Source organism: Noviherbaspirillum suwonense (assembly GCF_900182955.1).
Taxonomy (GTDB): domain Bacteria; phylum Pseudomonadota; class Gammaproteobacteria; order Burkholderiales; family Burkholderiaceae_D; genus Noviherbaspirillum_A; species Noviherbaspirillum_A suwonense.
This window is the reverse complement of record NZ_FXUL01000005.1, coordinates 212,058-229,548: the sequence shown is the minus strand read 5'-3', so window position 1 is coordinate 229,548 and position 17,491 is coordinate 212,058. Positions and strand designations below refer to the sequence as shown.

General features: G+C 49.1%; 15 protein-coding genes. 9 read left to right on the top strand and 6 right to left on the bottom strand.

The window, feature by feature from the left end; translation table 11 throughout:
* Positions 1-80: 80 nt before the first annotated feature.
* From QOL82_RS09770 to QOL82_RS09730, 9 genes are all read left to right on the top strand, one after another.
* A complete protein-coding gene (locus tag QOL82_RS09770) occupies positions 81-284 on the top strand; it encodes a CNNM domain-containing protein (protein WP_283442057.1) in 204 nt (67 codons plus the stop codon).
* Positions 285-358: 74 nt separating this feature from the next.
* On the top strand, positions 359-1,297 hold the full coding sequence (locus QOL82_RS09765) for a chromate resistance protein ChrB domain-containing protein (protein WP_283442056.1): 939 nt from the start codon (positions 359-361) through the stop codon (positions 1,295-1,297).
* Positions 1,294-2,661: a chromate efflux transporter gene (gene chrA, locus QOL82_RS09760; RefSeq protein WP_283442055.1), complete on the top strand. Its 1,368-nt coding sequence runs from the start codon at positions 1,294-1,296 to the stop codon at positions 2,659-2,661. The genes QOL82_RS09765 and chrA overlap by 4 nt, the downstream gene beginning before the upstream one ends.
* Before the next feature lie 115 nt (positions 2,662-2,776).
* Complete coding sequence (locus QOL82_RS09755; protein WP_283442054.1) at positions 2,777-3,691, top strand: Fe-Mn family superoxide dismutase; 915 nt, start codon at positions 2,777-2,779, stop codon at positions 3,689-3,691.
* A 298-nt stretch (positions 3,692-3,989) separates the two neighbouring features.
* Positions 3,990-4,910: a DUF1259 domain-containing protein gene (locus QOL82_RS09750; protein WP_283442053.1), complete on the top strand. Its 921-nt coding sequence runs from the start codon at positions 3,990-3,992 to the stop codon at positions 4,908-4,910.
* A 14-nt stretch (positions 4,911-4,924) separates the two neighbouring features.
* Positions 4,925-5,614, top strand: a complete 690-nt coding sequence (locus QOL82_RS09745) for a 3-keto-alpha-glucoside-1,2-lyase-like domain-containing protein (RefSeq protein ID WP_346772290.1) — start codon at positions 4,925-4,927, stop codon at positions 5,612-5,614.
* Complete coding sequence (locus QOL82_RS09740) at positions 5,611-6,810, top strand: MFS transporter (RefSeq protein WP_283442052.1); 1,200 nt, start codon at positions 5,611-5,613, stop codon at positions 6,808-6,810. Before QOL82_RS09745 ends, QOL82_RS09740 begins: the two co-directional genes overlap by 4 nt.
* 387 nt (positions 6,811-7,197) lie before the next feature.
* Positions 7,198-7,776, top strand: coding sequence for a recombinase family protein (locus tag QOL82_RS09735; protein WP_283442051.1), 579 nt, complete (start codon positions 7,198-7,200; stop codon positions 7,774-7,776).
* Positions 7,773-8,510, top strand: a complete 738-nt coding sequence (locus QOL82_RS09730) for a hypothetical protein (RefSeq protein WP_283442050.1) — start codon at positions 7,773-7,775, stop codon at positions 8,508-8,510. Before QOL82_RS09735 ends, QOL82_RS09730 begins: the two co-directional genes overlap by 4 nt.
* A gap of 277 nt (positions 8,511-8,787) precedes the next feature.
* Here QOL82_RS09730 and QOL82_RS09725 read toward each other — a convergent pair whose 3' ends face one another.
* From QOL82_RS09725 to QOL82_RS09700, 6 genes are read right to left on the bottom strand one after another with little or no spacing between them, the layout of a single operon-like run.
* Positions 8,788-11,046, bottom strand: a complete 2,259-nt coding sequence (locus tag QOL82_RS09725; protein ID WP_283442049.1) for an AAA family ATPase — start codon at positions 11,044-11,046, stop codon at positions 8,788-8,790.
* Positions 11,043-11,549 carry a hypothetical protein gene (locus QOL82_RS09720; protein ID WP_283442048.1) on the bottom strand — a complete coding sequence of 169 codons (507 nt, stop codon included), beginning with the start codon at positions 11,547-11,549 and terminating at the stop codon, positions 11,043-11,045. The genes QOL82_RS09725 and QOL82_RS09720 overlap by 4 nt, the downstream gene beginning before the upstream one ends.
* 54 nt (positions 11,550-11,603) lie before the next feature.
* On the bottom strand, positions 11,604-12,044 hold the full coding sequence (locus QOL82_RS09715) for a hypothetical protein (RefSeq protein WP_283442047.1): 441 nt from the start codon (positions 12,042-12,044) through the stop codon (positions 11,604-11,606).
* Between the two features lie 26 nt (positions 12,045-12,070).
* On the bottom strand, positions 12,071-14,167 hold the full coding sequence (locus QOL82_RS09710; protein WP_283442046.1) for a hypothetical protein: 2,097 nt from the start codon (positions 14,165-14,167) through the stop codon (positions 12,071-12,073).
* Positions 14,164-16,101, bottom strand: coding sequence for a site-specific integrase (locus QOL82_RS09705; RefSeq protein WP_283442045.1), 1,938 nt, complete (start codon positions 16,099-16,101; stop codon positions 14,164-14,166). The genes QOL82_RS09710 and QOL82_RS09705 overlap by 4 nt, the downstream gene beginning before the upstream one ends.
* A 2-nt stretch (positions 16,102-16,103) precedes the next feature.
* On the bottom strand, positions 16,104-17,363 hold the full coding sequence (locus tag QOL82_RS09700; protein WP_283442044.1) for a site-specific integrase: 1,260 nt from the start codon (positions 17,361-17,363) through the stop codon (positions 16,104-16,106).
* Positions 17,364-17,491 lie beyond the last annotated feature (128 nt).

Genomic DNA, 17,491 nt, shown 5'->3' with positions numbered 1-17,491 from the left:
ACGGCGCAAAAGCGTACCGAGTACAAAGTCTTTTTTCTTCAAATACGAGAGTCAGTGGGAAACCAAGGGGTTCTTTCGCAGTGGATATATTGATTATCTTGGGTTTGATTTTTCTGAACGGCGTGTTTGCAATGTCTGAACTTGCCGTGGTGTCATCCAAACGAATATGGCTGGAGAAGCTTTCAGAGAACGGTAGCCGAGGCGCACGCGCCGCGCTTCATCTTGAAAATGCGGTACCAGCTCACATAGAACTTATGGTGTTATTTTCATTGCAAAGATTTTAAGAAACCCTAATTCACCTCTTTAAAAATTCAAAATTATCTTGTATTGATCGATACAGTTAAGTAGAGTTCGCTACATGAATATGTGGCTTATCCTTATTATTAGCTTGCCAACTGAAAACGCAACGGCCCGCATGCGTGCCTGGCGCTCTCTGAAAGCATCAGGCGCAGCCGTCTTGCGGGATGGCGTTTATCTTTTGCCTGATCAGCACAACTGCCGCTCTACTTTTGATGCGGTCGCTGCGGATGTGGTTGCAAATAGCGGTAGTGCTTATGTGCTACGAGCTGAAGAGCCATCTGATCTTTATTTTCAAGAACAATTCGACCGCGGTGACGACTATGCTAATTTGCTTGTAGACATTCAAACAGTGCGCAGTGAGCTCACTGCTGATATGGCTTTGAGTGTCGCGAAACACATCCGCAAGCTACGCAAGACCTTTGCTACCATTTCCGAAGTCGATTTCTTCCCCGGCGAAGCGCAAAAACAGGCCGATGCTGCCCTTCAGGAATTGGAAGTCGCGGTCAATCGCGTATTGTCACCCAATGAACCGCAACCCGGCATAGGGCAAATTCAGTGCTTAAAGATTGCTGAGTATCAAGGTCAAACATGGGCGACCCGCCACCGACCTTGGGTAGATCGGTTAGCTAGCGCCTGGCTAATTCGCCGGTTTATTGACCAGGCTGCAACTATTCTCTGGCTCGCCCATCCCTCCGACTGTCCCAGCGATGCATTGGGCTTTGATTTTGATGGAGCTACCTTCAGCCATGTCGGCGCCAAAGTGACGTTTGAAGTCTTAGTCACCAGCTTTGGTTTGGATCGTCCTGGCTTGCAGCGCATCGGCGCACTCGTGCATTACCTCGATGTCGGCGGTGTGCAGCCTGTTGAATCGGTCGGGATTGAAACCGTATTGGCCGGGCTGCGAGAAACAATTACAGACGACGATCAACTTTTAGCCATGGCCAGCAGCGTGTTCGATGGCTTACTGGTTTCTTTTGAAAAGGTGCAAACTAAATGAGTAATACCAAGGGCGTGGCCGACAATGTGCCACTGACCAGGCCAGCCGATGTCGGCTTCTGGGAAGCATTCAGATTATGGCTAAAACTTGGTTGCACGGGTTTTGGCGGACCGGCTGCACAAATCGCGCTCATGCATCGAGAACTGGTTGAGCAAAGACACTGGATTAGCGAGGGCCGATTTTTGCATGCCCTGAACTATTGCATGTTGCTCCCTGGCCCGGAGGCGCAGCAGCTCGCTACTTACATGGGGTGGCTCATGCACCGCACCTGGGGCGGTATCGTTGCTGGCACCCTGTTTGTCTTGCCAGGTCTATGTTTCCTGATTGGGTTGTCGTGGCTTTATATCGCTTATGGGGACGTTCCTTTGGTGGCAGGACTGTTTTATGGCATCAAACCTGCAGTAACCGCTGTTGTGGTGCACGCGGTGCATCGCATTGGTTCGCGCGCCTTGAAAAATAATGTGTTGTGGGCAATTGCAGCAACGGCATTTGTAGCAGTCTTCGCGTTCAATATGCCGTTTCCAGCCATTGTTGTAGCAGCAATAGTGATCGGCTATATCGGCGGACGCATGGCACCCGACAAGTTCGCATTAGGAGGCGGCCATGGAAGTGCCAAGCAGTCGTACGGTCCGGCGGTTATTGACGATGACATGCCCACTCCGGCACATGCATTGTTCCACTGGTCAGGTTTGGCACGCGTATTAATCATCGGTGCAATACTTTGGGCGGTCCCAATGGTGTTGTTAAACATGATTTACGGCTGGGATCATACGTTTACGCAGATGAGTTGGTTTTTCACCAAGGCGGCACTCCTGACCTTTGGAGGCGCGTACGCCGTTCTGCCCTACATTTACCAGGGGGCGATTGGCAATTATGGCTGGCTCACACCGACACAGATGATCGACGGCCTAGCACTGGGCGAATCTAATCCTGGTCCGCTGATTATGGTGGTGGCCTTTGTTGGCTTCGTGGGCGCGTACGTTAAAGCGGTATTTGGCCCTGATATGCTGTTTGCAGCTGGTGCTTTTGCCGCCGTGCTGGTGACTTGGTTTACCTTCCTGCCTTCGTTTATCTTCATTTTAGCCGGCGGCCCCTTTGTCGAGACCACCCATGGCAATATTAAATTCACTGCGCCGCTGACGGCCATTACGGCAGCAGTGGTCGGGGTGATCCTGAATTTGGCCGTGTTCTTCGCTTATCACGTACTGTGGCCTAGTGGATTCTCCGGCCCGTTTGATTGGGTAGCTGCTCTGCTTGTATTGGCCGCTGCCGTGGCCCTGGTGCGATACAAGCGCAATGTCATGCAAGTCATTGCCGTCAGTGCTGTGATTGGGCTGCTTTTAAAAACTGTTGTCAACGTTTGAGTTAGGAAAACTGAGATGCCGTATGAATTATTGCCTTTGCTAATCGACGTCAAAGCCTTACATGGCTTCTCCGGAACCCGAACTGAATTGAACTGAATTTAGGGAGACCTTTAAGATGGACCTTTTGCTACAAGATTTGCCTTTTGATGCTACGACGGTCGCCGGGTTCTCGGAAAAACTGCTGACGAGCCACCATGCCAACAACTATGGCGGTGCCGTCAAGCGGCTCAACGCCATCCGCGCTGCACTGGCCGAACTGCCGATGGCCAGTGTGCGCAACTTCCACCTTAATGGATTGAAGCGCGAAGAACTGATTGCAACCAACTCGATGCTGCTGCACGAGTTGTACTTCGACTGCCTTCATGGCAATGGTGAAGTGCCCATTGCCATGAAGCTGGGCTTGGCCGCCAACTTTGGCTCCTTTGAACGCTGGCAGGATGAATTCGTGGCTATGGGTAAGGCGCTGGGCGGCGGCTCGGGCTGGGTGCTGCTAACTTTCCAGCCGCGCGAAGGCACGCTGGTCAACCAGTGGGCAGCCGACCACACCCATGCCGTGGCGGGCGGCATTCCGATTCTGGCGCTGGACATGTACGAGCATGCCTACCACATGGACTTTGGTGCCAATGCCGGCGCTTATGTGCAAGCCTTCATGAAAGTAATCGACTGGAACAAGGTGTACGACCGTTTCCAGCGCGCGGCCGAGGCGGCCAGTGGTCACCTTGCAGCTCAGCCGGAGACCGTGAATGGCGAGCCGCTGGTGTTGGACGTACGCCGCAATCGCGTATATGAAAAGGCTACTGCCGTTTTACCCGGCGCCCAGTGGCGCGATCCGGACCGCGTGGCCGACTGGTGCGACGCCGTGCCTCGCGACCGGCCGGTGGTCGTGTATTGCATCTATGGTCACGAAGTGGGCCGTTCCACTGCGCTGGCGCTGCGCGCGCGCGGCGTGGATGCACGCTTCCTCGAAGGCGGCATGGACGCCTGGCAGCAGGCCGGTCGGCCTACTGATGCCAAGGAACCCGCGGCTTAAAGGGAGTGCTGCGAACTTCGACATTCACGCCTGGACAGCAAGCCGGCAATTGGTGCCCTGACTGGCGCGGTGATCGTCATTGTGAAGCGCTTGATCGTGGACCTGCCAACTGCCCTGGTGCGGTCATGACGATTGTATTGCTCTTTCGCTTCAAGAAGCTGCACTAGCCAGTCATCATCGTCGCAACTGCCATACGTGGTCTCATCATTTATCCACTGATGAGGTCATAGGCAGAACCGTAAGGACATCGACCGGTTCTGCTGTTCCATTCATTTTTTTCCTTAAATGGAGGTGCATCATGCATGACTCTACAATTCTTCATCGGTTTGTCCTGGCAAGCGCATTATTGGCAGGTTGCGCGACGACTTATGCCAATACGCTAAGCGAAGACGCGACAACTCGGATTGAGCAGGCAACGGGCATGAAAGGCAAGCTCAACAAAGAGGAAAGCGTATTTAAGGTGTCCAGGCCACGCACGGACATCAAGGTAACAGTTGATAAGTTGCCCATGGCTCCCTTCATGGGCCTGACCTCATGGGCCAGCTTCACTGCAGAATACGAACCGAAGATGGCCATGGTAATGGGTGACATGGTGGTGTTCGAGGATGAAGTCAATCCCGCCATGAGCGCGGCATTCGATGCCGGCCTGGAAGTCACCGCCCTGCACAATCATTTTTTCTTTGACCAGCCAAAGGTATATTTCATGCATATCGGCGGGATGGGAAGCCTAGACAACTTGGCAAAGGGTGTCAAACAAGTACAGGACAAAATAGCGGAAGTGCGCAAGGCGCAACCGACGCCGGTATCGCAATTCCCCGGAGCGATTGCCCAGGAAAGCAAAATCACCTCCGCGCCGCTAGAAGGCATTCTGGGCACCAAAGGCGAGACTGAGAGCGGCATGTTTAAGGTCACGATAGGGCGGGAAGCGAAAATGCATGACGTCAAGGTCGGTAAGGACATGGGCGTGAATACCTGGGTCGCTTTTGCCGGGACAGACGAACAGGCAGTCGTTGCCGGGGATTTTGCCGCCCAGGAGAAAGAATTGCAGCCTGTGTTGAAAGCCTTGCGCTCAGGGGGCATCAATATTGTGGCCATTCACCAGCACATGACGCAGGAGCAGCCGCGTTACATTTTTCTGCACTACTGGGGAAAAGGCCGCGCGCAGGAGCTTGCCAAGGTGGTGAAGAAAGCTTTGGATGACCAGGCTGCCGTTCGCTGAATACGTACCGGAACATGATGGGATTCAAGGCAGACAGCGGCAACAAGCAGCTGCCTGCCAACTCAAAGGAACAAGTCATGAAGCCATATCTCATCGGAGCACTCCTGTTGCCGCTCGCCTGTACCGCATACGGGGAAACCATCAATTTTGATTCGGATATCGTCGGGGAGCCGCCCCGAGGCTGGCATTGCGGCAGCACTGGGAAGGGAGTGCCACACTGGACGGTCGAGCAGGACAAGTCAGCACCCAGCACCCCAAATGTTCTCAAGCAGTCCGGCCAAGCAGCATTTTCATGGTGTGTCGTCGAGAAAAACTTGATTGGAGACGGCACCCTAGAGGTGAAATTCAAGGCTCTCTCCGGCAAGGAGGACCAGGCCGCTGGTTTGGTCTGGCGGTGGAAGGATGGCGGCAACTACTACGTTGCCCGCGCCAACGCGCTGGAGAACAACGTATCGCTGTATTACACGGTGGACGGCAAGCGCAACACGATCAAGTATGTGGATGCGCCAGTCGCGCTTGGTGAGTGGCATACCTTCCGGGTGGATTTCCAGGACGAGACGATCCGTGTATCACTGAATGGCAAAACGTATATCGACTTGAAGAGCGACAAGATCGCCGGCGCTGGCAAAGCTGGTGTCTGGACAAAAGCCGACAGCGTGACGCTGTTCGATGATTTTGTTGTCGAAGGCAAAGTCAGCAGGTGAATCAGGAAGTTCTCCACCGAATCCTGTGGGCGCGAGCACTGCGTGCGTTCGGGGACGGGTATGTAAGCCTGCTTCTACCTGTCTACCTCACCACGCTCGGCATGGACCCGTTCCAGATCGGTGTGATTGCAACCGGCACACTGTTGGGATCCGGGGTGCTGACCTTGCTGGTAGGCCTGCATGCATGGCGTTTTCGATATCGCACCCTCTTGCTGCTCGCTGCAGCACTGATGGCGGGAACCGGGGTTGGCTTTGCATCGATCACTCAATTCTGGCCGCTCCTGCTCATTGCCGTGGTCGGCACTATTAATCCATCCAGTGGAGATGCCAGTATCTTCCATCCGCTGGAGCACGCCATTCTCTCCAAATCGGTGGAGGACAAAAGGCGTACCGCCGCCTTTGCGCGCTATAGCCTGATTGGCGCACTGGTAGCGGCTTTGGGATCATTGGCGGCGGGGATCCCGAATGTTCTTGTTGGTTCATTTGCGCTCGACCAGCACAGCGCTCTGCAAGGGATGTTTCTGCTTTATGCCTTGCTTGGTGCGGCATCGGCGTCGCTCTATCGGAAGATACCGGTAGACCGTGCAGAGACGATGCCAGTGGCCCATGCACCGCTCAAGCGCTCGAAGAGAATTGTTTACACCCTTGCGGCACTATTTAGCCTCGATTCCTTTGGAAGCGGCTTTATCGTACAGTCGATGCTTGTCTTATGGCTGTTCGAGAAGTATCAACTGTCGATGGCATTGGCTGGCACGATTTTCTTCTGGACCGGCGTGCTGACTGCCTTCTCGTACCTTGTGGCCGTTCGCATCGCCGATCGGATTGGGCTGGTCAAGACAATGGTATTCACCCATTTGCCGTCTAGCATCCTGCTGATTATGGTTCCCTTCGCGCCGAGCCTGACGTGGGCAATCGCGTTATTGCTCACCCGCGCTGCGCTATCCCAGATGGATGTACCGACCCGTAGCTCTTACGTGATGGCGATTGTTCCGCCGGAGGAGCGGGCAGCGGCAGCCAGCATAACAGCCGTCTCAAAGACCTTTGCTTCAGCAATCGGACCGTTATTGGCGGGCTACTTGTTCAGCATTTCCTCGTTCGGTTGGCCACTGGTGGTGGGTGGCATTCTGAAAATCATTTATGACTTACTGCTATTGAAAATGTTTGGCACAATTCGCCCCCCAGAAGAGCAAGTATAGATAAGCCAGTAGATGTGCAATACAGACGCGACTGTCAGTACGCCCTTAGACCCCTGTTGTACCCTGACTGAACTTTTTTCGGAATTGACCTTGAAGGTTGGACTGTCATCCGCGTGGTCGCGATATTGATGGGTCCCAGCCATTCCTGAATCTTGGCAATATTGGCTTCATGATCCATTAGTGCGACTGTTGCGCTTAGCACATGTGATCCAACGGCACTTAATAAATTGATAATAGACGTATTGATCTAATGTCCAGAAAACGGTCAATTGTTAGACATTTTTGAAACCTGGAAATTTTCGCTCGAAAGGGGCTTTTATTTGCGGTAATATATCTAAGAACTTATCTATAAATCTAAGTAAATAAAACCCATCAGGAATTTGAATAATGAACGCTGCGAAGATCGGATATGCCCGTGTCAGCACCGAAGATCAGAATCTTGATCTTCAGAATGATGCGCTGACGAAAGCAGGGTGCGGCGAGATATATAAAGAGTACGCATCTGGAAAGTCGAGGCTGGCCAGGCCGGAGCTGGCGAACTGCCTGCGGGTGCTGCGGGCCGGCGACACTTTGACTGTTTGGCGACTGGACCGGCTGGGTCGCTCGCTGTCCGACCTGGTGGCGATCGTCAATGACCTGGAAAAGCGCGATATTGCTTTCGAGTCGCTGTCGGAGCGGATCGACACACGTTCAGCCAGCGGCAAGCTGATCTTTCATGTGTTCGCCTCGATGGCCGAGTTCGAGCGCAATCTGATCCGCGAGAGAACACAGGCCGGGCTTGCCGCGGCGCGCGCACGGGGCCGCAAGGGTGGCCGGAAGCCATCGCTTAGCGACGATCAGATCAAACAGATCAAGGCGATGTTGAAAGACCCGGACATCAAGGTTATAGATATCGCAAAGCAGTACGGTGTTTGCCGGGCGACGATTTTTAATGCGGTTGGGCCGGTGAAGCCGGAGCGAGTATGAACCAGACTAGTGGCCCTCTCTATCACGGCTCAGCTTTAGGCTGGCTTGAACACTCAGGCTTTGAATTATCAACGAAAGCTTATGGCGAAAATTTTAAGCCGTCCGCTTACATTTTTATTGCAGCAAATAAGCAAACAGCTGAGTTTGCTGCGTTGAATGCAAAAAATAAATGCCTAAAGAGAAAAGCTGATGGCATCCTTACCGACACCGATTTTATTTATAAAAATGTTGGCTATATTGTGCAGCGTTATCTTTATGAAGTCAGACTTCTTTCAACAGCAGAAATCATTGATTTAACATCTAAAAAATTACCTAAAAAACAAAAAAAAAGGGTTTACCATGCGCTAAGAAGTTATCACAAAAAAAATAAAAATACTGCAAACCAAACAAGTAATAAACTTCGATACAGATATTGGTATTTTGATTATATCTTGCAATTGTTAAGAGTGTATTTAAAAAATCAAACTTGGAAACAATGGTTCGATTATGTTCTTAAAAATTACGATGACCTTTATCTTCACAATGGCGAGCTGCGTCACTACGAACGCGATGGACAGCTTGCTAGATTTTGTGAGAAAGCCAATTTTCATGGTGTGAAAAATATTGAAAGGGAAAATAGCACTACTCAACCACTAGATGAAGCAGATACAGTTTATGGACTAGTGTTTTTTAATGAATTTGCAAATAAACAAAAATGGATCTACGAAATCAAGTTGATAAAAACTATTCCATAAGTCGCAACATTTTCTTGATCTAAGTAAAACATTGGAAAGTCACTATTAGTTCTTAGTGGCATTAATTTCATTTTATAGCTTAAAAGCATCCGTACCCAAGTTACGCAGTAACTATTTGGAGGCCTAATGGCTAAGACAGCCGCAGAGAGGCAAAAGAATTATTGGGTAAGTCGGCAGTTTGCAGGTGACAACGGCGAGCGGCGGATAAGTGCCTATGTCAGCATTTGAGCGGCATTAGCTCTTGAACGATTGGCTAAAAGTTACGGCGTAACGAAACCTAGATACGGAATCCCACATCACGGGTCGCAACACTTGGTAGCGCAATGATTGCAGCGTCCAGTAATGCGCGGTTGCCGATAAAGACCACTTGTCGCTTCGCGCGCGTTAAGGCAGTGTAAATCATTGTGCGGTCTAGTATTCGACTGCGGAGTATCGGTATAATTACGCAGGCAAACTGAGATCCCTGTGCTTTATGAGTGGTAACTGCATACGCGAGAGACAGTTTGTACAGGTCACTAGCCTCGATAATGTCGGGCTCGCACTTTCCTTGAAACTGGCAAATCAAAGAAGGTGTGCTTCCACAGCGGCGGATTGCGACAACTTTGCCGAAGGTGCCGTTGTACAAATCGAGATGTACGTCGTTTTCCAGATAAATGATAGGGTCTCCCACAGCAAACTGTTCCATCACCAAACCAATTGACTCGCGGCCCTCCACCGAAGTTAACTTTTTTTGGAACCAGGAATTTGTGACGAGTGTGCCCGCTTTTCCGCCTTTGACAGTACCTATAATTTGCGCCTGCTCAGAGCCGCCAAGCTCCGTGTAGATATTGAACATAGCATCCACCATGATTTCTGGGTCGCAGTCAACGAAGCTCACGCCTTCTTTCATCCCTTCATATTTCGGAAGAACGGGAATTTTGCCATCGCGGATATCGTTCGCGATTTGTGGAATGCCAGTCTGGAAAGACTGACGATGTACCTGAGTTAACTCGACTTTGTGGACTTTGCTAATTTTATCGGCGAGGACATGGAAGGTGAGTCCAAACTCAATAGGAGGAAGCTGACCGGGATCTCCTACTAAGAGCAGGCGAGCACCTTTAGGAATCACTTTGAATAGTCGATACAAAGTGGAAAGGCCAGTCATGCTTGCCTCATCTACAATAATTAAATCGTCGCTCTGTATACTGATTTTTCCGTTATGAGCATCGCGCAAGAATTTAGCAATGGTAACTGCCTCCCGCCCGGTAGCTTCTCGCATCCTTTCCTTGGCTCGGCCGGATAGCGCCATTTGGTAGACTGTGCCGCCTTTGCCTTCAATCATGTCATGTATGACGCACATCACTGAAGTTTTTCCAGTTCCAGCTCCACCCTTTAAAACCATAATCTCGTGCTCAATGACAGAAATGATCGCCTCTCTCTGTTCCTCGGTCAGGCGGTGCTTAAAAACCTCGTAATTTTTAAATACTTGAGTTAGATATTCGCCATCAAATAAAGAATCTAGCAGTTGGTCCCAAGTGTTTGCACGGGCTTGCCCATTCGCATCGAATAGACGTGACTGTGCCGGTTTCTCCCCGTTTATCATTTCGTTAATTCGATCGACAAGGTATTTTTCCATCATTGAGACTGTCCTTGTCTGATATCCCTTAGCTCGATCACCTACCGCTGCCCCTCCATCTAGAGCCGATGCAATTGAATGCTCGCCAATCTGCACGCCGGCACGACTCCATTGTGGAAAAATGTGCAGCGACCGGTTGAGTAGGTTAATGACGCGAGTACGAAGTGCAACATGACCAGTAATAGTACTTTTATTGTCAAGGCGATCGTACAAAGCAGCTTCCACGGCGCCGACCAGCCGGCGTACATCGCGGCTGCCTAAGCCAAGGCTAGATGCAATCTTTTCTACCTTGTCCCAACTTACAAAGGTCAGAAGAAAGTACGGGTTGGTTTGGATGACTTCTAGTGCATCTTCTCCCCAAATGCGCAGCAATCTACTGGAGAGCGACATCGGAACACCAAGAGCCTCTAGACCGATGACGACTCGTGTTTCGGCCATCTTCTCATGCCACTGTCTTACCAGCACCTCGGCAGATTCTAGGGTCGGGAGAACATCAAGCAGACTTCCCACATCCTTGCTATCTAGAATGCAAGATAAATTCTTGCCCTGCTCATTAAAAAAGCTAAGTAACGTTTGAGCACGCCTCTCACCGATTCCCGTGAAGTTATCTTTTAGATAGCGCACGAGCAGTTTTCCGTTCGTTGGCTTGGTTAAGGTACACCGAATGGCCAGGATTTGCTCATTACCCCGGTAGGACTCCCAAAAGCCGTCAATACGCCAGATCTCGCCCTTTCCGACACGTCTAGCCATCGTAGCGGTTCTGAGCGGACTCGCTCGAACAGTATGATGCACGCCGTTCTCATCATGCCCGGTGAAAATGGCTCCCCGTAAGGGGTGATACCATATGACATTATGAATGCTTAAGGTACATTCAACCTTTGATCCAATGGCATGGACTGGCTTAGCAGTGGCCAAATTCATTCGTTGTCCTCTTTCGGCTTGGATGTTAGCAATCGAACTCCGATGAGGTTGCGTCCAGTCTCGATTTCGATCTGCTGGATCTCGCTAAATTGCGCCAATTTCCGATTTTGGGATGCGACCTCGCTTTGCGCGGCTTTGAGTTCTGCCCTCGCCAGCAGCAATTTGTTAGCCAATTTGTCTTTCTCAGCCTTTAGGGCCTCTATCTCTGCTCTAGACGCGGATTGCAGTGGATCTTTCTTCTTAATAGGCCCTGATATGCCCAACGCCTCTTCTAGCGCCTTGACGGCGGAATGAGATCTAGAAGAATTGAATGCGCTGCGATCATATATGCCGAGCGTTTTGGCAAGCCAAGTCCGATTGATGGTGCCATTATTGTTGTTCAGTGTGATGGCACTTAAATCCGGCCTGCCGGCAGCGTTACTCTTTATATTGCCGTGCTCGTCCTTTAAAGAAGCTATCCATGACACCAGTTTCTGATAGTTATTGTCGGCTTTGGATTTCACTGATCATTCCTCTCTCTGGGAGCGATGCGTTCAATGAGCTTCAATTTCAACCTTTTATTTTTCGGTCAAAGGCGTGAAGTCTGGAATCAATACTTCGGTCACTTTTGGCAAGGCATTAGGAGCATATTGCTGTACAGCCGTGAGCATCCATCGCATGCGCAACGTGACCTCATCCAGACGCCTTGTAAGGTCTTGAATTTCTTTATCTTTGCGTTTTAGTGCGTCATTTTCTTGCCTTATACGGGCTGCCGCCTGAGATAGTGATTCATGAGACTGCACCCATTCCTTCTCCGCCGCTTCGACCAAATCTAGCGTATGGTGATAAAGAGTTTGCTGGCTGATGCCAGCAAGTACTGCAATTTCTCTACGAGAGAACTGTCGGTCAGAATTCAGCATGTCAGCGAGGACCGCTTGAACCATTGGCCGTATCATTTCGGTGGGAGTCCGCTTTCGGATTGCCGTCATTAATCCCTGGTTCTTCAATTTGGTAATCAAAGTGCTCTCCTATCGTTCGCGCTCGCTCATATTAACTGTTTGTAGTGCGATTTTCCGTTATCGAAGGCTTGAACCCGAATTGGTACAGTTTTCAAACTTCCTATACCGCTTTCCATTTCCGCACGGCGGTGTGCGACTTGAAGCCATTTCGACAAGACTTCTTCGATACTGGCAATTTCTTCATCTAGATTCCTTAGGGCTGTATCCGCACGGAATTCGCCCTCGTCAGCTAGCTCTTTGACCTTAGCGCGGTGAAGACGCTGGATCGAAAGCTCTTTCTCTAACTCGACCCGCTCTGACTCCGAACCCGTAAGATGCAGGTGGCTACATCGCTTAAAGCATTTATTGTGTTTTGGACATGATTGACCAGACCATTCATTGGTACATGCACCATATCGAGTAACGAGCACTTGACCTACTTGGTCATCTAGGAATTCTTCTGCCTTAACTACACTCATCTCCCGCAAACTATGATAAGCATTGCTGATGGATCCCGTTATGAGATTTTCGCGTACGGCCGCTTTGACTGTTTCAGTCCGCTTTTCAGCATCGAGTTTTTGAAGCCGCGTGAGATTAGACGCCTGAATGATGCTTATATCGCTACCACCTTGATAGGCTTCGTTCTGTGTGATAGTGCGCCCCATTGCAAGTGCCTGTTGTACTTGAGGGACGCGCGCTTCGTCTAGGAAAGTGTTACGTACATGACGTGGAGCGTGGGTGTTTATCCGAATTGGACTGCCATCTAGGCCGCTTAAACCACGACGTTCGAACATTGATGGCGCAGATTCCTGACCATTCGATACGAGATTGGTGTAAATTCTGCCATAAGAGACGATCTGAGGAAACAGCGTACGAATCTGCCTAGCCTTCTTTTCTCCAACTAAAAACTGATTTTCAAAAATGATGCACAAGGCTTCATGCAACCATAGGGCGGGGCTTCCATTGTCATATTTTAAAATCATCAGATTAACCTCTTTTAGGCAAGCTTTTTCCACGTCGCCTACTCGGTAGTAATAGGTATTACCAACTCTAGTTACTGCTTTAATTCCCTGTTTATGAATCCATATGCGAGCCATCTCGGGGTTGAACGCCAGAAATGCGGTAATTTGCAGCCGGTTAATATGGTCTTCTTGGTCGTAATAACCATGGCCATTTTCTTTGGGCAGGGGAAAGCGACCTGGCATAGAGGCCAAAAGCTTTGCGCGTGTTCTAGCGGCACTACTCAATCGTTCTAATTCATCAATTGCAAACTGCGCAATATCAGCTGCCCCACCATCCAATGGTTTAGTGAAAAGCCCCTTAGCAGTTTTTTCGCGAAAATACCGCAGGCCATAGTTGCACTTGCTTTTGTTGGTTTCTCTAGGAGTTGCAATAATTGCGCTTGTTCCATCCTTAAAGTAACACGCAGCAGGCGTAGTAAGCGTCTCTCCTATGCGTCCGCCATGCGCAAGGTGGAGCCGACATATCTCCATCAGAATCCTCTCATTATCATCAACCGGATTGTTGATGCAATGATGGAGAGCATCCATCTCAAGTTCTGTTGGGCGTCGATCTGCAGCTTTTTCTATTTTCCAACTAATAGGGTTTTTAAACGAGATTCTTCCTGAAGTGAGATGAAAGCTGTTAAGTAATTTAACAACTGTTATTAAATCCCTGCAAATCCCGTACGACGTCCGTTGTGACAAACCTGATTTTTTAAGTAGCTCCCCGACCATTGTGAAATGAATGGGCAACAATTCTGCTACGGATGTAAGCGGTGTTTCTAGCACAGATTCATTTAGCCGTCGTAGGGCATGCAGCAAGCGAGTCAAGGTCTTAAAAGAACTGCTTTTCTCGACCAAAAAGTGCGCAATCGCTCCCTTGGAGAATTCTTCTAAAAATGGTTTAAGACAGTCAGTGGTAACGTGATCCTGCTGCTTTTCAAACCCAATACGTAAGAAGTTTAGATTCATAGCCATATTGTTCGGATTGCGGTCCGTAACCAAAGCTTTAATGTTCCAAATCGTGTCGGCCCATTTAAATGCGATGTGGATGCCTTTCCTTCTCAGTTCATCTGTTCTTGATTCGAATTGTTCACGAGCTTCAGCAATGAAATGAGAAACGTTCTCGTTAGCGGTAGTCATGATTGTCCCAAGTTCGAATTAACTATTTCGATGACCGCCTTTACGTTGAGAATAGTCTCGCGATGAGTTAATGCCAGTTTTGTAGGTTCTTGTGAATCGTCAGCAATCTCTGCATATACAAGTACTTCTCCTTCCAGCGCTTCAAGGACCATATTATGAGTCAATACGTCATCAAATGGGTGAAAGTCAGCACAACCATAGCAAGAATATACTGGCTCAAGTTCACATGGGGTAAGGCCGGTATTATTTTTATTGCATACGCCGATTTTGCTAATCATGCTGCGATTAACGGTGCCGCTAATCACGTCTGCGTCCTTAGAAATGTCTTTGAGATTGATTATCTTTCGGCCTTTCAATTTCGCAATGAATTCTGAATAATTGTCATGTGTTGCAAGTGCCTGCTCCAAGATTTCAGAAAGTCCCATTGCCGCCTGAACATATGCATTCACTGTTTCAGGTCTGGAATGGTCTAAGACTTCTGCGATTACCGTCGCTGAATAACCTGCATCGGCTAGACGCTGGCCTGCATTTGAGCGCAAATCCCTAGCGGATCTGGAAATATCAGCATTCAGCTTCATAAAATTGATTATCATCATTCCTACTGCTTGGTCTAGTACTCTAGTTACCCGAACAGGCTCCACGAATTCTTTCACGGTATAAAAGCCATTTCGGACCAACTGACTGTCTGTCTGCTGTGAGGTGCCAACAAATAAAGGGGTGACCGTGCTTTCTTCGAAAAAAAATGCACCAAGTGCTTCGGCCTGGCGTTTAAGTTCAATGAAGCGCTCTATTTTTTGTCCCAAGCCAATCTCTGCTGGAAATTTTCTGCGTTTGGTGGTTTTCGTAGCAAACCTTTTCTTACGTCGAGGCAGTTCAATTGTATAAAATACCTCTCCGTTGATTTCTGTCTTTCTGAATCCCTCCTCATCAATCCCGCTGATTTGGGCAGGTCGCGGTCCCAAAGCATAAGCCAAGTGTGTCATGATATTTTGGCGTAGGAAGTTGATTTGCTCGCCAAGGAGATAGCGACGGGCTGGCTGAATTACATCATTAGCCTTATAAATGGTGATGGTTGCACCAGTTTCTGACTCATAACTTCCACAAGGTGTAGCCCCTAGTGCGTCCTGTATAACGCGATTGAGATTTTTTCTCACCAAGCGACGTTTGGCATCAACACCCCATCCTAGCCAACTCCCTATTTCAAATAGATTAAAAGTTTGATCAGGTCCAGCATTCATTGGGATAGGAACACGATCAAATGGCTCTGTTTTGCTTAGTGCATTTCTTAATTTTATTTCTTCGCAAAGGCTGAGCACATGTTTCCTGACTTTTACGCCTTGCTGCTCGTTATGCCGACCTCTACGTGGCTGCATTTGATAGATGCGTCTCGCGGTATCTTCATGGAAGCCCGGAATTCCCATTCCTTCAGCCCAGACATAAAAATCTCGCACAACTGGGAAGGATCTTTTGTCATCAACTAAACCGGCAAGAATGCGAAGCATCGTTTTAGTTGTCCATGGCCATTCGGAAGGGTCTTTCATGAGATCCTGCGCCTTTTTGAAACCAGCGTAAGCTGCGCAAGCCGTGGTCCAAGTACGTTTGCCGATCAACCCGAAGCAGTATTCTTTCATTGCCTCTTTGAGTGGGCTTATTAAAATAATGTCGTTCCAATACATCACCCGGCTCATTTTTCTCCACCTCCAAGTTTCGGTGCTAGTATCAATCCGAAGAGGGTCAGTGTCAGGATTTGGCCGTTGAGAGATCAAGGCGCGTCCTGGGTTGTTAAATGTATAACGTAAGAGCACTGGTGGTGTATACTGTTTAATAATGTTATTAAAAGTGTCTGATGCAAAATCCGTTAGCACTACACCATTCCCACCGATGGTAGTCTGGTGGTCGAATTGATTTGTAGTTTCTTGAGTTGTTGTGCGCATGGTCAGTCCAACCTATTGTTTAAGTCTTGCTCTTCCCGCTTAAGAAGCAAACTTGTATTTGCCGCGTCAGCAACCTCTTGGCGCCACTTCGCCGCGTACAGTTCCGGCATAATTGATTTAATGCTCCATCCGCAGATGCGTCGCAGGCTATCTTTCGCTTGTATAATGTCCTCCCCACGGTAATTCACAGCCTCCTCCATATATTCATTGCAGAAGGTGTTTCTCAGTAGATGGGGATGCAATTTAACAGAGCCATCGGGAAAGGCGGCTTTGCCTATCTCGTCCAGCATTTTGTTTATGGAGTCAAGAGATAATGGAGAGCCGTCAAGAGACGAAACGAATAAGAAGTCGTGTTGCGGACGCCGCTTCTTATTGCGGCCGAGTTCGTCAATTCTATACACCCAACGGTATTTATCGACGTACTGCTTCATCATTTGGGAGTGCTTTGGAAGAAGCTGTATGTCGCGCTCGCTTGTTTTGACTGATGGCCGAGGGTTTCTCAGATCTTTAGGATCAGCTTGCCGCTTCCTTATCAACCATTTGTTGTTGTTATGGCTTGTTGGTTTATCTTCTGATAGAGCGCTAAGCAGGTCACCGCGCCTCATTCCGGTCGAATACAAGATTTGAAGAACAATCCAATTACGAAATTGCACTGACTCCTCTTTAAAAGGATTTAATGAGGATCCTGGCCGAGCAACTTTCAAAAGTTGGCGCATCTGAACTTTAGAAAGCCCTTTGGTCGCTACAGAGGTTTTTACCTTTGAGGAAAGGTGTTCAAACAGTCGTGTCAAACGATCTTTCACATCAGCAAACCTTGCTCTTACTTCTGCGGCATTGATATCCCGAATAAATGTATCAGCTGCCCAGAGCAGAAACGCTTTTGTCCAGTGGAGATATCCGTTCCATGTAATAGCATTCATGGCTTCATCTTCTTGGTTAACGCCGAATATCGCTACCACATTATCTGGTAGCAGCCGTCCATTTCGAAGCCATCTTGCATAACCCGTAATCTGATCCACAGTAAGCATTTCCCCTTTAATAAGGGTGTCTTCTAGATCGATGTCGGTAATATCGTAACAATATGTGTACAAATCCTTAACAGAGCGAATCATGATTCCAAGGCTGCTTTCCGCATAGCTTGGCTCGGCATGGAGAACGATGTACTGAAAAGGCAAACGAACTGGCGTCCAAGGGCGGGCATGAAAAAGTAGGGGTAAATTCCCGCCTGATGGCTTTCTCGTCCATTGAATAATAAATCCCATAAATACCCCCCTTGCATCGCCCACATTGCTTACAACTGAAGATGCTACAGATTTTTCGCGTCGCCAGCGGAAGAAGAATTTCTATTTGACAACAATATCCCGGCAGGGCGTAGCATCCGGGGTGCTTA

What these genes read in the sequence shown, in the direction of transcription:
- QOL82_RS09735 (WP_283442051.1), top strand. Translation starts at nt 7,198, where the DNA reads ATGAACGCTGCGAAGATCGGATATGCCCGTGTCAGCACCGAAGATCAG.
- QOL82_RS09765 (WP_283442056.1), top strand. Translation starts at nt 359, where the DNA reads ATGAATATGTGGCTTATCCTTATTATTAGCTTGCCAACTGAAAACGCA.
- QOL82_RS09705 (WP_283442045.1), bottom strand. Translation starts at nt 16,101, where the DNA reads ATGCGCACAACAACTCAAGAAACTACAAATCAATTCGACCACCAGACT.
- QOL82_RS09745 (WP_346772290.1), top strand. Translation starts at nt 4,925, where the DNA reads ATGATGGGATTCAAGGCAGACAGCGGCAACAAGCAGCTGCCTGCCAAC.
- QOL82_RS09730 (WP_283442050.1), top strand. Translation starts at nt 7,773, where the DNA reads ATGAACCAGACTAGTGGCCCTCTCTATCACGGCTCAGCTTTAGGCTGG.
- QOL82_RS09710 (WP_283442046.1), bottom strand. Translation starts at nt 14,167, where the DNA reads ATGACTACCGCTAACGAGAACGTTTCTCATTTCATTGCTGAAGCTCGT.
- QOL82_RS09700 (WP_283442044.1), bottom strand. Translation starts at nt 17,363, where the DNA reads ATGGGATTTATTATTCAATGGACGAGAAAGCCATCAGGCGGGAATTTA.
- chrA (WP_283442055.1), top strand. Translation starts at nt 1,294, where the DNA reads ATGAGTAATACCAAGGGCGTGGCCGACAATGTGCCACTGACCAGGCCA.
- QOL82_RS09755 (WP_283442054.1), top strand. Translation starts at nt 2,777, where the DNA reads ATGGACCTTTTGCTACAAGATTTGCCTTTTGATGCTACGACGGTCGCC.
- QOL82_RS09750 (WP_283442053.1), top strand. Translation starts at nt 3,990, where the DNA reads ATGCATGACTCTACAATTCTTCATCGGTTTGTCCTGGCAAGCGCATTA.
- QOL82_RS09725 (WP_283442049.1), bottom strand. Translation starts at nt 11,046, where the DNA reads ATGAATTTGGCCACTGCTAAGCCAGTCCATGCCATTGGATCAAAGGTT.